The organism is Occallatibacter sp. FHG110214_02, assembly GCF_059115385.1.
In genome coordinates, this window is the sequence record NZ_JBZYWK010000022.1 from 23884 (window position 1) to 37706 (window position 13823).

The window sequence follows — 13823 nt, forward strand, 5'->3', positions numbered from 1 at the left end:
AATGACCTCGTAGCTGTTGGTATCAATGATGTTGTCTAACGAAATTAGCCGCCGGCTTTGAGAGTGTTTTTCCTCTCTTCGCTCAAACCAGCTAAATCGTTTTTTTGGCCGCGTTTCGTACAAAACTTCAAACGCGACGACAATATTAGCTCTGCAAAAAAACGATAGTCAATTTTTTTAGTGACTGGCATCGCAACACCGAACTCCACGCACGCAATCTGGTATCCTGAGAGCAGTAAAGTTTAGGCGAAGACTAATATCCCCCTCGCCCAATCCATTTACACTGAGAAAGTGGTTCGTTCAATTCAGGCACGTCTGCGCATCGCCGCAATTCGCTTTCTCAATCCCGCACCTCTGATGTGGGACTTCGAACACCCTCCTTTACAGGAAGAATTAGCCGGGCGCTACCAGCTTGACTGGATGCTTCCCTCGGAGTGCGCCGACAAACTCGTCTCTGGCGCGGCAGACCTCGGCCTGGTGCCTATCGCTTCACTCGCCGCCAATCCGCAACTACGCATCGTGCCCGGCTGCACCATCGCCTCCAAGCGCCACATCCGCTCGCTGCTTCTCGTCCGCCGCGCCGCGCAACCGCTGAACGAAATCCGCACCGTGGCCGCCGACACCGCAAGCCGAACCACCGTCACCTATGCACGCATTCTTTTCCAGAAGTGGTGGAACCCCGCCACGCAGTTCGTGCCCATGGCCGCTGACCTCGACGCCATGCTCGAACGCGCCGACGCAGCCGTAGTAATAGGCGACCCCGCGCTGATGGCCCTCGAAGAGCAGGCCAATCGCTATGAGCGCACCGGCGAGGAGCTTGTTTATCACGATCTGGCAGACGAATGGCGCGCCCTGACCGGCCTTCCCTATATCTCCGCAGTGTGGGCAACTGCATCAAGCAGCATCTTGAGCGAGCAAATCATCGAGGACACAACCCGCTCCCGCAACAACGGCCTGGCCAACATCGACGCGCTCGTCAGCGAATGGTCCCAGAAGATGCCCGTCCCCGCCGAGACCATCCACACCTATCTCTCCGAAAACATCCACTATGTTCTCGATGAAGAGTGCATCGAAGGCATGCGCGGCTTCTACAGCTACGCCGCCGAAGCAGGCATCCTGCCGCAATACACCTTCGAGCTAGCCACTCAGCCCATCACCAAATAAAAAGCCCCGCATCCAACGATGCGGGGCTTTTGAGCTAAAAGTTAATAGCTAGCAGCTAAAAGCTGCTTTTCAGATTTCCCACCGCAACAGCACCGCGCCAACCGTAAAGCCCGCACCTGCTGCAGCCAGCAACACAAGGTCCCCCTTCTTCAGCTTGCCTTCATCCACAGCCGTCTGCATGGCCAGCGGAATCGTGCCCGCAGAAGTGTTGCCGTAACGATCAATGTTGATAATCACGCGGCTCGGGTCCATCCCCAGCCGTTCCGTCGTAGCGTTAATGATGCGCAGGTTCGCCTGGTGCGGAATAAACGCACCCAGTTCACTTCCCTGCACGCCATTGCGCTCAGTCACCTTCACCGAAGCCTCAGCCATCTTGCGCACGGCAAACTTGTAAACCGTAGGCCCATCCTGGTGAATGTAGTGCTGACGCTTGTCGATGGTCTCATGCGTAGCCGGATGCAAGCTGCCGCCCGCCGGCATATTCAGCGCCGAACCGCCCGCGCCATCAATCTCGTGCACAAAGTCGATGAAGCCGACCTCGCCCTCTTCGCAAGGCTCAATCAGCACAGCGCCCGCGCCGTCACCAAACAGCACGCAAGTCGTGCGGTCGGTGTAGTCGGTCATGCGGGTATTCGCATCCGCGCCGCAAACCAGCACCTTGGAATGCGCGCCGCTCTCAACAAGCTTCACACCAGCCTGCAGCGCAAACACAAAGCCCGAACAGCCCGCCGAAACATCAAAGCCCCACGCGCCTGTAGCGCCAATCTTGTTCTGCACCAGGCAGGCCGTGGAAGGAAACAACATATCCGGCGTCACGGTGCCCACAATAATCGCTTCCACTTCCGTCGGAGCAATACCGCGCCGCTCAAGGCACACCTTTGCCGCTTCGGTGCACATATCACTCGTGCCCTTGCCCTCTTCCAGAACGTGCCGCTCGCGAATACCGGTACGCGTGACGATCCACTCGTCCGAGGTCTCCACTATCTTTTCAAGATCCTGGTTGGTGAGCACTTTGGGAGGAACGTAAGTTCCGAGCGCAGTAATCTTGGCACGGCGGCCCACCACGGGACGAAGGGCGAGGGTCAAAGCAATTCTCCTTACAGCCTGCAATGCCGGAGCACGTCTGCACCCAGCGGCAACAAAATGAGAAAGGCGCATAGCGCGCCTTCTAACGTGTCCGCGGGTTTTCCAAAGCGCCCACGGCGCAAAAAGTACCGGGTGACCTACTGCGCCCGTACTAGCCCGTTACCGTTGCTTCCTTCCGGACCTGGCGGGGTTAGCGGGATTACGTCGCGTAGGACCCGGCACTAATTGATTTTAACACTATGCACAGGGCGAATCGCACTTCGCGCTACACACGCATGCATCAGCATTAGAATCATTCACGAAACCTCTCCTAAAGCGCAAAATTCCATATCCCGGTACAATAGAAAAGTGACCGTAATTGCAGAAAAAGAAGAAAAAGCAGCACTGTCCGCTGCCCCAGTAGTAGGCTTCGTCTCCCTCGGCTGTCCCAAGAACCTCGTCGATTCCGAAGTGATGATGGGCCTGCTCGACCACGCCGGCGCGCGCCTCACCGCCAAGCCCGAAGAGGCCGAAATCCTCGTCGTCAATACCTGCAGTTTCATCGACACCGCCAAGCAGGAATCCGTCGATACCATTCTCGAAATGGCGCGCCACAAGACCGAAGGCCGCGCAAAAAAGCTCATCGTCGCCGGCTGCCTCGTCGAGCGCTACCGCGATGAAATCCGCAAAAGCATCCCTGAAGTCGATGCCGTAGTAGGCACCGGCGAGCTTGAGTCCATTCTCGAAGCCGCAGGCGTAGCCCAGCCAAAACCCAAGGCATCCCCCTTCAACATCCTCACCGGCGCGGCAGACGTGCACCACGGCAAGGAAGCACTCGCCGGAACGCACTTCCGCCCCGAAGGCGACCACCGCGAACAACAAGGCCGCTTCACTCGCGAAGACTGGCAAGGTGCATCGCACCTGCTGCCCACCTATCTCTACGACGAAACAACGCCGCGCCTGCTTTCAACGGGACAGACCTCCGCGTACATCAAAATCGCCGAAGGTTGCGACCACCCCTGCACCTTCTGCGTTATCCCCAACCTGCGCGGCAAGTTCCGCTCGCGCCGCTTTGAATCCGTAGTCTCAGAAGCCCGCCAGCTAGTCTCCCGTGGCGTGCAGGAAATCACACTCATCGGCCAGGACACCACCTGCTACGGCGAAGACCTCGGCATGAAAGACGGCCTCGCCACGCTGCTCGATGAACTCGCAAAAATCGAAGGCCTCCGCTGGCTACGCTTCCTCTACGCCTATCCCAACCGCGTCACCGGCAAGCTGCTCGAAACCATCGCGAAGCACAACAACATCTGCAAATACCTCGACGTGCCGCTGCAACACGCCTCACCCGATGTGCTCAAGACCATGAAGCGCGGCGCAGGCGCAGACATCTTCTTAAAGACCGTGGAAAAGGTTCGCAAAGCCGTCCCCGGCATCGTGCTGCGCACCAGCTTCATCGTCGGCTTTCCCGGCGAAAAAGAAGAGGACGTAGAAATCCTCGAAGACTTCATCAAGGAAGCAAAGTTCGACTGGCTCGGCGTCTTCACCTACTCCGACGAAGAAGGCTCAAAGGCTCACGACCTCGAAGGCAAAGTCGCCAAGCGCAGCATTGAAGCCCGCAAGCGCCGCCTCATGAAGCTGCAGCAGAAAATCAGCAAGCAAGCCAAGCAGGAGTGGATTGGCCGCGAACTAGTCGTACTGGCCGAAGGCCTCAGCGAAGAGACCGAGTTGCTGTGGGAAGGCCGCACGCAGTTCCACGCACCCGAAATCGACGGCAAGGTTTACATCAATGACTTCGGTGACAACGAATCCCTCGAACCCGGCAAGTTTTACAATGCGGAAGTGACAGAAGCGCACGAGTATGACCTCATCGTGCGCATCACTTCACCAGCACTTTGAATCAGGACAATTGAGTCCGGCATCTCATAACTGAAAACCATGCCAGCTAAGAAAAAATCTGCCACCAAAACCGCAAAGGTTCTCCGCTGCCCCACGTGTGGAATGCTCGTGCAGCCCAAGGACGAGGACTTCCCTTTCTGCAGCGACCGCTGCCGCAAAATCGACCTCGGTAAGTGGGCCATGGGCGCGTACAAAATTAGCTCGCCCATTCTCGACCCTGAAGTTTTAGAAGACCTCGACGGACTCCGCGGCGGCCAGACGAAAGACACGAATGTCAACTAGCGAGACCTCGGAACGTAAAACTTTCTGGGCCTGGACAGTAGCCACCTTTTTCGGCGCAGGCCTCGGCAAACCCGGCCCCGGCACATGGGGTTCCGTAGCAGCCGTGCTGCTCTGGTGCGCCGTCGCCTTCCCGCTGCATCCCGGCCCCATCGCACTCCAACTCATCCTCGCTGTCGGCATCGCGCTCTCCATCGCTCTCGGAGTTCCCGCCGCCACCATCGCAGCCCGCGAAAGCGGACGCAAAGACCCCGGCTTCGTCGTCGTCGATGAAGTCGCAGGCCAGTGGATAGCCCTTCTCGGCTGCCGTGCCGACTGGCGCGAAGCTCTCTCCGCGCTCATCCTCTTTCGCATCTTCGACATCCTCAAGCCATGGCCCGCGCGCCAGCTTGAAAGCCTGCCACGCGGCTGGGGCATCGTCTTCGACGATGTGGCCGCGGGGTTGTATGCTTGGGGTATCGGCGCGATTCTTCGCATCTGGATTTAAGAGCGAAAACAGACGCGCCAAGAGGCAAACCCCATGCCGCGTGCAAGAACCCAATCCGCCAGTCCCTCTCCACGCATTGATGATGTTGTGCCCGCCGCGGCCCTGCCCGGCGGCGACGTGGAATTAACCGGGGCCAATCTCGGCCCAACTGGTTTTGTAATCCCCGCAGTCACCATAGATGGCGAGCCCGCCCAGGTGCGGCTAAGCCGTTCCTCGCGACTCGCAATCCAGATCCCCGAGCTTGCCGCAACAGGCCTGGTAGAAGTGCACACGGCGCATGGCGCAGCCTCTGTACCGCTGCGCGTTGCCCGCGAGCTATCGAACGGTCTGCATCCCGTAACAAGCCCCGCCGTCAGCCGCTCAGGAATGATCTACGCCACCATCTCCGGTCCACGCGGAAAAACCACGCCCGTCTCCGTCGTCCGCATCAGCCCCGATGGACGCGGCACGCCCTTCGTCACCGGAATCCTCAACGCCACCGGCCTCGCCTTCAATCCCGAGGGAGAACTCTTCGTCACCTCACGCGCCGAGGGCATCGTCTATCGCGTGGACGCCGCCGGAGAGTTCACCACATACGCCGAAGGTCTCGGCATCGCCACCGGAGCCGCCTTCGACTCCGAAGGCAATCTCTACGTAGGCGACCGCAGCGGCACCATCTTCAAAATCAGCCCCGAGCGCGGCATCTTTGTCCACGCCACGCTGGAACCAAGCGTAGCCGCCTACCATCTCGCCATCGATGCCAACGGCACGCTCTACGTAACCGGCCCCACGCTAGGCTCCAACGACGCCATCTACGCAATCTCTCCGCATGGCGATGTAGCCGTGTGGTATCGCGGCCTCGGCCGTCCGCAGGGCCTCGCAGTCGCGCAAGACGGAAACATCTTCGTAGCAGCTTCCGTGCGCGGACATCGCGGCATAGTGCGCGTAACGCAGGAAGGCGAATCGTCGCTGGTCCTTTCCGGAGCCAACCTTGTCGGCATCGCATTTTCCCCGCTCGGTTCCGCCATCCTAACCACCAATCAAGCCGTCTTTGATGTAGACCTTGGCGTCGAAGGCGCAAACATTTTCTAGCTTTTAGCTCTTAGCTTCTCTAGTTTTAAGTGAAGCCGGGTTCAACACTCAGAGCTAGCCTCCCAATGGAACCAGCTAAAAGCTAATAGCTAGGAGCTAATAGCTGCTTTTTATGAAATCAGAAATCATCGCCATCGGCTCTGAGATGCTCACGCCGCACCGGCAGGACACCAATTCCCTCTTCATCACGGAAAAGCTCAACGAGCTTGGCGTCACCGTCGCCTTCAAAACCATTGTCGGCGACCGCCGCAAAGACCTCGTCAACGCCACCCGCGCCGCGCTTGGCCGCGTAGACATCGTCATCCTGATGGGCGGCCTTGGCCCCACCGAAGACGACCTCACCCGCGAAGCCGTTGCCGAAACCCTCGGCGTCAAGCTCAAGCGCGACGGCGCGCAAGTCGCAGCCCTCGCCACGCGCATGGCCGCATGGCGGACTCCCATTCCCGATAACAACCTCAAGCAGGCCGACGTAATCGAAGGCGCGGTAATTCTTCCCAACGCCAACGGCAGCGCGCCCGGCCAGTGGCTCGACACCACCTTCCAGGACTTCCGCAAAATCCTCGTCCTCGTGCCCGGCCCGCCCAGCGAGTGCAAGCCGCTCTTTGAATCGGACGTCATGCCGCGCCTCCGCGAAGCCCTGCCACCGCGCTTCCTCGCCAAGCGCAGCCTCAAAGCCGCCATGATCCCCGAGTCGCAGGCTGACAAGCTTCTCGCGCCCGTCTACACCACCTACGCCGACATCGAAACCACCATCCTCGCCCACAACGGCGACATCCATCTCCAGCTCCACTGCGTCAAACGGGACCAGGCACAAGCCGAGCAACGCGTCAGCGAACTAGCCAGCAGGATGGAAGAGATTCTCGACGACTGGCTCTACTCCTCCGAAGGAGAGTCGCTCGAACAAATCGTCCTCTACTACCTCGGCCTGCGTCAGGCCACACTCGCTGTAGCGGAAAGCTGCACCGGCGGCCTCGTCGCCGAGCGCATCACGTCAGTCCCCGGCAGCTCGCGCTCGTTCGTAGGCGGCGCAGTCGTCTACTCCAACACAATGAAAACGCAATTCGCCGACGTTCCCGCCGAACTCATTGAACAACACGGCGCAGTCAGTGAAGAAGTAGCCCGCGCACTCGCCGAAGGCATCCGCAAAAAAACCGGCTCCACCATCGGCCTCGGCATCACCGGCATCGCCGGCCCCACCGGAGCCACCGAAACCAAACCCGTAGGCCTCGTCTACATCGCCGTAACCGACGGCGCCAAAACCGACGTGCTGGAAAAGAACTTCCGCGGCTCCCGCCAGCGCATAAGAGACTTCACCGCCCAGCAAGCCCTCGATCTAGTAAGACGCAGGCTGATGTAATCATTCGCAAATTATCAATAATTAGAAGGTGTCATCCTGACCATAGCCGCTTTTCAGGCGGAGGGAAGGACCTGCTTTTGTCTTTCGTTCGCAAACCACCACCATCTACTTACAAATCTCATTCAAATCCACATCCGGCTCAGGCTTCACTGGAACCGGTCCGATATGGCTGACAGGATAAGCCGGCCCCGGCTCCGGCACTCCCGGATGCACATCCTTGGCATACGCCGGATCTTTCTCCGCCTCCTCCAGCGTCACAAACTTGAACCCGCGCTTCTTATAAAGCTCAATCAACTGCGGCAGCATCTCTGCATCCAGCGCGCCCGCATGCATCAGCAGCACATATGGAACCTCCCTCCCCCCACGGAGCCTTCGCAGTCGCCCGCGCGTAATCAATCTCCTCATCCGCCATCCGCAGATAATTCGCCTTCAACTTCCCAATCGCCGCCGTATCATTCTTCGCCACGCACCGCGCATACGCCCCGCCAAGCATCCAGTCGCCAAAGCTCATCGTCACCTGCGCAATCCTATATCCATGCTCCGCTAGAAACTTCCTCTCCCCCGCCCGCTTCTCAGGAGTGTCACCCTCCGCAAGATTCGGATACCGCAACCAATGCCAGTCCTCCCCCGCCGCATACTTCTCAAGCACCGGCTCATTCTTCAGCACATCCGCCTCCCACTCCTCCAGTGAGTGCTAATTCAAATTCATGTGCGACCACGAGTGATTCCCCAGCGGGAACCCCGCCGCCCGCCACTCCCGCAGCATCGGCTCCGACAACGGCTCTTCCTCCAGCCGCACGCCATTCACAAACCCATACGCCGGCGGCAACCCTCCAGCCTTCACGCCGCAATCAGCTTGCGCCCGATCTCCACGCGCGTTGTGTTCGCAGGCAGCGCCGAGTGCGCAGGCAAATCATCCCACGTAAAAGCAATCTGCTGCGCACGCGCATGAACCGCCGCCATCGCCAACAGAACACCCAGCACACAACGAACCCCGCGCAACAGAAACATCCTCATTCGCCTTTACCTCAACGCAAGCATAATGCCTCCAGCACGCGCATTAAAACGCAGCCGGACAACACAAAGCAGCAGAAACGCTCCCCTCTTCGATACAATTCTCCCCATGCGCTACAGCGGCCCTGTTGAATATGCAGACGAACGCAAAATTCGTCCACGAAACAAACGTTATTACCGCGCCCTCCACTGGCCCATCTGGATATGGGTTTACTTCCTCACTCCAGGCCCGCTGACCTTCGGCCTCTTTGCGCACGGCTTCAGCCTCTGGAACTCGCTCTGGCTCGGCATCGTGCTCGTCGGCACATTCATCGGGCTCATCGCCGGCCAGATGCCCGGTTGCGAACCCAAGCCCTACATCCTGCGCTTCGATGAAGACCGCCCCAACCCGCTCTACCGCCGCATCTGTTACACCTTTGCGTGGAACGCCGCGCTGAACTTCGCGCTGCTCAACCTCGCCGGACTCATCTACGCCACCATCACCGGCGTATGGGTAATGAAGCAGCTCTACCAGTACGCTTACCTTCCGCTCGCCCTCATCATCCTCACTCTCGGAGCGCTGGGCAAGCTACCACGCGTAGGCCCATCAACAAAGGGCGAGGGCACCGAGCGCCGCTACTTCTACGGCACCGTCTGGTCCGTCACCATCGCGCAAACGGTGTTGCTCATCCTCTGGAAGGCCATGCCGCAATCTCTCGCCTCCACCCAAACCGGTTCGGCCATCAAGCTCGTCATCTACGCCAGCGTTCTCTTCGCCATGGGCTACTCGGCATGGAGCGGCAAGCTCCCACGCACACGCCCCATCCTCCCCGGCGAAGTCATGGTGGACTAAGCAGTCCAGCCACAAAAGTACGTGCCCCATCCTTGCGATTTTTTCTGTCGCAAGGGTGGGATACCTTAATCTCCACCCCATCTCAGACCTGCCTTTGCTTTCTTGTTCCCTGGTTCCCTTGCTCCCTCGTTCCCTCTCTCCCTGATAAACTCATATCGATGTCAGCCGCAAGCCTTCTGATTATTGCCGCCTCCTACCTGCTTGGCTCCATTCCGACAGGTTATCTGCTGGTGCGCTTCATCAAAAAAGAAGATATTCGCAACATAGGCAGCGGCAACATCGGAGCCACCAACGTTCTCCGCTCCGGCGGCAAAGGGCTTGGAGCGCTTACCTTCCTGCTCGACGCTGGCAAAGGTGCTCTCGCCGTCGCACTCGGCGGATGGCTCGCCCCCATACTTCTTCCCACTTGGCCCGTGCGCAACGTTGCGGCCCTCGCCGCACTCTTCGCCGTCCTCGGACACATCTTCACCGTCTGGCTTCGTTTCAAAGGCGGCAAAGGCGTCGCAACGGGATTCGGCGTCTTTCTCGTAGCTGCGCCGTGGGCAGCCCTGGCAGCAATTGGTTTGTTCTTTCTGACCATCGCGCTCACGCGGTACGTCTCGCTGGCGTCCATTCTCGGTGCGGCCAGTTTCCCCGTCTTCGCATGGTTCTTCGTCCACGGAGACAAACCAGCCTTCTTCATCGGCGTACAGGTTTTCGTTGCGCTGCTGGTCATCGTGAAGCACCACGCCAACATTGGCCGGCTGCTCTCCGGCACTGAGCATCGCTTTGGAGCACCCAAGACGGCATGACCGTTCTTCCAATAGCCCCGCGTATCGCAGTTCTCGGCTCCGGCTCCTGGGGCACGGCCATTGCTCTCTCGCTTGCGCGCAGCGGACGCTCCGTAACCCTCTGGTCACACTCGCAGGAAGCCGCAAAGACCATCGCCGCCGCCCGCGAAAACCGCAAATACCTGCCCAGCTATCCCTTTCCGGAATCCGTTCGCGTTACCAGCAACGACGCGGAGCTTTCCTCTGCGGACATTCTCGTCTCCGTCGTACCATCGGAGTTTTTGCGCGCGACCATCACACGCATCCGGCCTCATCTGCATGAGGGACACATCCTGCTCAGCGCCACCAAGGGCATTGAGAACGGCTCGTTTCTGCGCATGTCGCAGGTCATCGCAGCCATCCTGAATGAATCCAACCTCACTCTCCCCATCGGCACACTCAGCGGCCCCAGCTTCGCGCAGGAAGTAGCCGCCGGGCAACCCACCGCCATCACCGTGGCCTTCGAGACGCACGCCTACGCAGCGCTGGTGCAGCGGGAGTTCGCTTCCGAGTCACTGCGGCTCTATACCTCGCAGGACCTCATCGGCGTAGAGCTGGGCGGCGCGCTGAAAAACGTAATCGCCATCGCCGCCGGAATCTCCACCGGCGTAGGTCTCGGCTCCAACTCCATGGCCGGCCTCATCACCCGCGGCATCGCGGAAATGACGCGCCTCGCCATCTCCTGCGGCGGCCGCCGCGAAACCCTCGCTGGTCTGGCAGGCCTCGGCGACCTCGTGCTCACCTGCACCGGCAGCCTGAGCCGCAACCGCACCGTAGGAGTGGAACTCGGCAAAGGCCGCAAGCTGCCGGAGATCCTCGCCTCACTAGGCGGCAAAGTCGCGGAAGGCGTCCACACCACCCGCGCCGCCTTAGGCCTCGCCCGTCAGCAGCGAGTAGAAATGCCCATCACCGAGCAAATGGAGCTAATCCTCGACCACGGCAAAGACCCCCGTGAAGCCATCAAGGATTTAATGCTCCGCCCCGGCAAACACGAGCACTAGGCAGTGTCTGACGAATCAACTTCGGCGCGGTTTTGAAAGGGCACGGCTTTAGCCGTGCCGCAAAGGCACACAAAAAGCACTGAGCTTTAGCCCCTGAGGGATGCTTTACCGCCTGTCGAACACCGAATTGATTCGTCAGACACGAGCGCTAGGACTGGCCATCCGGGCAACTGCGCCGGGGCACCCAAGGTCCGGGATCCCCAGCAAGCGTTCTTTGCTCGCTGGGGTGGGAGAATGCTTTTCAGTTCAGGGGTGGTGAGTCGAAGAACCTGCTTTTGCCTTTTCGCCCACCCATCGCAATACCCCAAAAATCAAGCAATGACGATCCAATGACAATCCCGCGACAGTCCAAAATTTCCCCCTCGCTATACTGGCATCCACTACTCAATCGCACTCATGAAACTCACCTTCCAAATGCTCTCCGAGCGCATCTTCCTCCGCTTCCGCCGCAAGCGGATGCAGACCTTCTTCACCCGCATGAGCCCTCCGCCAGAGACCCTTCTTCTCGACATCGGCGGCACAGCGCAAACCTGGTCCGTTGAATCGCCCACCCACAAGCCCTTTTCCGTAACGCTGCTCAATAACCGCCCCTATCCCGACAGTCCCGACAAGCGTTTCCTCTCCGTCCTCGGCGACGCGGCAAAGCTCCCCTTTTGCGATCAGTTTTTCGACATCGCCTTCTCCAACTCCGTCATCGAGCACATGGTCACATGGGAGCAGCAGCAGCGCTTCGCCAGTGAAGCCCGCCGCGTCGCCCGCCGGCTCTGGATTCAAACCCCGGCCCGCTCCTTCCCCATCGAGCCGCACCTTCTCGCCCCGTGGATTCAATACCTGCCCAGGAGCCTGCAGCACCGCATCGTCCGCTGGACTCCCCGCGGCCTCCTCACGCCGGAAGTCGTGCACCAGATTGTCGACGAAGTGCGCCTGCTCACCTACCGCGAGTTCCGCGAGCTCTTCCCCGACTGCATCATCCTCCGCGAGCGCGTCTTGGGATTAACAAAAAGCTACATAGCCGTACGCCAGTAAGCCACCGTGCCCCATCCTTCGTGCTCTTTGCGAAGGGTGGGATAGCACTCCCACCCGCTCTCCCGTCTTCGCTCTCCCGCAAAATCAAGCGGTGTCATCCTGACCATAGCCGGAGTCCCCGCAGACAGGTCTTCGTCGCTGGGGTGGTAATCGTGCCGCAAAAAACCCACCAAAGGCACTGGGCTTTAGCCCCTGAGGTTTTGTCTTTGCTCAGCCGCTCAAAAATAAATCTCAAATCTGTGGAAAACCGTTGCGTACAATTACGCCCTTTTATGCCAAACTAAAAATGACCAATACGAAGGCCCGATTCCAGACAGAATCGGGCCTTTGTAGTTTCGGAACCGGAGAGGTCCCCCCCTCCCCCTATCTCAGAATCTGTAAGCCGGTCCACAAATCGAAATCGCAACACTGAGATACTGAAAAAAAGAAAAAAATCGCAATTTTCAAAAAATTATCCGCTTTGATGGTTACCATAGACTAATCAGTAAACACGAAAAAGCGTAAATATAGCGATTGCAATCAATCACTTAGAAAGAGAAACATCCTCTAAAAACTGAGCTACAGCTTCTCCCGCAAAAAGCTGATGACATGATCGGCCTGCACCACGCCAACCATGCGGCCTAGCGCATCTACGACAGGCAGCGCATGCAGGTTGTATTTGTCGAAGGTCTCCGCCAGCTCATTCTGATGCATATCAAAGGGGCAGGACAGGATACGCGGCTCGGCCAGGACGCTGAGGCGGGTTTCGGGCTGCGCCATCACCAGCCGTGCCAGCGAGACCGAGCCGAGCAGGATGCGGCGATCTCCGAGAAGGTAGATTTCGGTAACAGATTCGGGATCTCCGTCGAAGTTTTTGAGCGTCTGCACAGCCTGCGCCACCGTTGCGTCGGCGGGCACGGCGACAAAATCCGTAGTCATAGCGCCGGCAGCGGAATGCTCGTCGAACTCAAGTAGCTCGGCGACTTCCTGACGCTCCTCGGGCTCCATCTCTTCAAGGATGGCGTCGGATTGCTCCTCGGGCAGCTCGGCGAGCAGGTCGGCAGCTGCACCGGGGTCCATCTCTTCGACGATGTCGGCAATGCGCTCCTCGTCCATCTTTTCGAGGAGGGCTTTTTGCAGCTTGGGGTCGGCCTCTTCGAGGGCCTCGGCAGCCACCTCTTCGTCGAGCGCGGTGAAGACGGCCTCGCGCTCGGCAGGCGGCAGGTCTTCGAGGATTTCGGCGAGGTCGGAGGGGTGCATCTCGTTGAGGCGTTCATACTCGATGCGGAGCTTGACGCGGCGGGCGGGGTCTACCTCGATAACGTCCACGAACTGCCACGGGATGCCGTTGGCTGCAAGCCGCCGCGAGAGTGATTCGAGCGTGGTGCGCGGAAGCAGGCCTTTGAAGACCCGCCGCATGGCTCCGCGGAGGCCGACTTCGACTTCGGCCACCCGCAGCAGGTGGGCCGCGCCATGGCCCAGCCATTCGAGGTCCACGTCGTTGACGCGTACAACCTTGCGCCCATGCACGTCGATAATCTGGCGGTCTATCAGGTCCTGCTGGAGATAGAGGTAGTTTTCTTCATCGTTGAGCGGGACAAGCGCGCCGGCGGAGCGCAGTTCGAGTGTGCCGGCGGGGGTTTCGAGGACTTCCTGCGAGGGGACGATGCTGAGGCCGTTTCTTGTTTTCAGAACGAGGCCGGCTACGCGGCCGCCGTCCGCGCCAGTGCTTACTGCAATGTCCTTGAGCTTGCCGCGGAGCTGGCCCTGCGCGTCAGTGACCGGGGTGCCGAGTAAAGCTGTGAGACTGACGCGGGTTGTGGTGCGGGTCTGCATGAGTTGA

17 protein-coding genes and 1 other RNA gene are annotated in these 13823 nt (G+C 59.4%); 10 read left to right on the forward strand and 8 right to left on the reverse strand.

Going from position 1 to position 13823, the window contains the following annotated elements:
* Positions 1-291: 291 nt before the first annotated feature.
* The gene (locus AC5S3R_RS16675) at positions 292-1164 is read left to right on the forward strand and encodes a menaquinone biosynthetic enzyme MqnA/MqnD family protein (protein ID WP_494268289.1); all 873 of its coding nucleotides are present in this window, start codon (positions 292-294) and stop codon (positions 1162-1164) included.
* Positions 1165-1233: 69 nt separating this feature from the next.
* On the opposite strand, the gene AC5S3R_RS16680 is transcribed toward AC5S3R_RS16675, so the two are convergent.
* Together AC5S3R_RS16680 and ffs are read right to left on the reverse strand one after the other, a co-directional pair.
* Complete coding sequence (locus tag AC5S3R_RS16680) at positions 1234-2250, reverse strand: beta-ketoacyl-ACP synthase III (protein WP_494268290.1); 1017 nt, start codon at positions 2248-2250, stop codon at positions 1234-1236.
* A 123-nt stretch (positions 2251-2373) separates the two neighbouring features.
* Positions 2374-2471, reverse strand: an RNA gene (gene ffs, locus AC5S3R_RS16685) — signal recognition particle sRNA small type.
* A 127-nt stretch (positions 2472-2598) separates the two neighbouring features.
* Here ffs and rimO point away from each other — a divergent pair.
* The 5 genes from rimO (at position 2599) to AC5S3R_RS16710 (ending at position 7319) form a co-directional block, all read left to right on the forward strand.
* Positions 2599-4125 carry a 30S ribosomal protein S12 methylthiotransferase RimO gene (gene rimO, locus AC5S3R_RS16690; protein ID WP_494268291.1) on the forward strand — a complete coding sequence of 509 codons (1527 nt, stop codon included), beginning with the start codon at positions 2599-2601 and terminating at the stop codon, positions 4123-4125.
* 39 nt (positions 4126-4164) lie between these two features.
* Complete coding sequence (locus AC5S3R_RS16695) at positions 4165-4407, forward strand: DNA gyrase inhibitor YacG (protein ID WP_494268292.1); 243 nt, start codon at positions 4165-4167, stop codon at positions 4405-4407.
* Positions 4397-4891 carry a phosphatidylglycerophosphatase A family protein gene (locus AC5S3R_RS16700; RefSeq protein WP_494268293.1) on the forward strand — a complete coding sequence of 165 codons (495 nt, stop codon included), beginning with the start codon at positions 4397-4399 and terminating at the stop codon, positions 4889-4891. Before AC5S3R_RS16695 ends, AC5S3R_RS16700 begins: the two co-directional genes overlap by 11 nt.
* A gap of 33 nt (positions 4892-4924) precedes the next feature.
* On the forward strand, positions 4925-5962 hold the full coding sequence (locus AC5S3R_RS16705) for an IPT/TIG domain-containing protein (RefSeq protein WP_494268294.1): 1038 nt from the start codon (positions 4925-4927) through the stop codon (positions 5960-5962).
* A 112-nt stretch (positions 5963-6074) separates the two neighbouring features.
* Positions 6075-7319, forward strand: a complete 1245-nt coding sequence (locus tag AC5S3R_RS16710; RefSeq protein WP_494268295.1) for a competence/damage-inducible protein A — start codon at positions 6075-6077, stop codon at positions 7317-7319.
* A 105-nt stretch (positions 7320-7424) separates the two neighbouring features.
* Here the strand turns inward: AC5S3R_RS16710 and AC5S3R_RS16715 are convergent, their stop codons facing one another.
* The 4 genes from AC5S3R_RS16715 to AC5S3R_RS16730 are packed head-to-tail and all read right to left on the reverse strand — an operon-like array spanning position 7425 to position 8336.
* Entirely contained in the window at positions 7425-7625 is a 201-nt protein-coding gene (locus tag AC5S3R_RS16715; RefSeq protein WP_494268296.1) for a hypothetical protein, read from the reverse strand.
* Positions 7606-7986, reverse strand: coding sequence for a polysaccharide deacetylase family protein (locus AC5S3R_RS16720; protein ID WP_494268297.1), 381 nt, complete (start codon positions 7984-7986; stop codon positions 7606-7608). Before AC5S3R_RS16720 ends, AC5S3R_RS16715 begins: the two co-directional genes overlap by 20 nt.
* A 27-nt stretch (positions 7987-8013) precedes the next feature.
* A complete protein-coding gene (locus AC5S3R_RS16725; RefSeq protein WP_494268298.1) occupies positions 8014-8163 on the reverse strand; it encodes a polysaccharide deacetylase family protein in 150 nt (49 codons plus the stop codon).
* Positions 8160-8336, reverse strand: coding sequence for a hypothetical protein (locus AC5S3R_RS16730; protein ID WP_494268299.1), 177 nt, complete (start codon positions 8334-8336; stop codon positions 8160-8162). The genes AC5S3R_RS16725 and AC5S3R_RS16730 overlap by 4 nt, the downstream gene beginning before the upstream one ends.
* A gap of 106 nt (positions 8337-8442) precedes the next feature.
* Between AC5S3R_RS16730 and AC5S3R_RS16735 the strand changes: the two genes are divergently transcribed.
* The 4 genes from AC5S3R_RS16735 (at position 8443) to AC5S3R_RS16750 (ending at position 12001) form a co-directional block, all read left to right on the forward strand.
* On the forward strand, positions 8443-9165 hold the full coding sequence (locus AC5S3R_RS16735) for a hypothetical protein (protein ID WP_494268300.1): 723 nt from the start codon (positions 8443-8445) through the stop codon (positions 9163-9165).
* Positions 9166-9323: 158 nt separating this feature from the next.
* Positions 9324-9956: a glycerol-3-phosphate 1-O-acyltransferase PlsY gene (gene plsY, locus AC5S3R_RS16740; RefSeq protein ID WP_494268301.1), complete on the forward strand. Its 633-nt coding sequence runs from the start codon at positions 9324-9326 to the stop codon at positions 9954-9956.
* On the forward strand, positions 9953-10975 hold the full coding sequence (locus tag AC5S3R_RS16745; RefSeq protein WP_494268302.1) for an NAD(P)H-dependent glycerol-3-phosphate dehydrogenase: 1023 nt from the start codon (positions 9953-9955) through the stop codon (positions 10973-10975). The genes plsY and AC5S3R_RS16745 overlap by 4 nt, the downstream gene beginning before the upstream one ends.
* Positions 10976-11371: 396 nt before the next feature.
* Positions 11372-12001, forward strand: a complete 630-nt coding sequence (locus AC5S3R_RS16750; RefSeq protein ID WP_494268303.1) for a methyltransferase domain-containing protein — start codon at positions 11372-11374, stop codon at positions 11999-12001.
* On the opposite strand, the gene AC5S3R_RS16755 is transcribed toward AC5S3R_RS16750, so the two are convergent.
* Both AC5S3R_RS16755 and AC5S3R_RS16760 read right to left on the reverse strand, forming a co-directional pair.
* Positions 11980-12162: a hypothetical protein gene (locus AC5S3R_RS16755; RefSeq protein WP_494268304.1), complete on the reverse strand. Its 183-nt coding sequence runs from the start codon at positions 12160-12162 to the stop codon at positions 11980-11982. The two genes, AC5S3R_RS16750 and AC5S3R_RS16755, sit on opposite strands and share 22 nt — an antisense overlap.
* 397 nt (positions 12163-12559) lie before the next feature.
* Positions 12560-13816, reverse strand: coding sequence for a magnesium transporter MgtE N-terminal domain-containing protein (locus AC5S3R_RS16760; RefSeq protein WP_494268305.1), 1257 nt, complete (start codon positions 13814-13816; stop codon positions 12560-12562).
* Between the last annotated feature and the right edge of the window lie 7 nt (positions 13817-13823).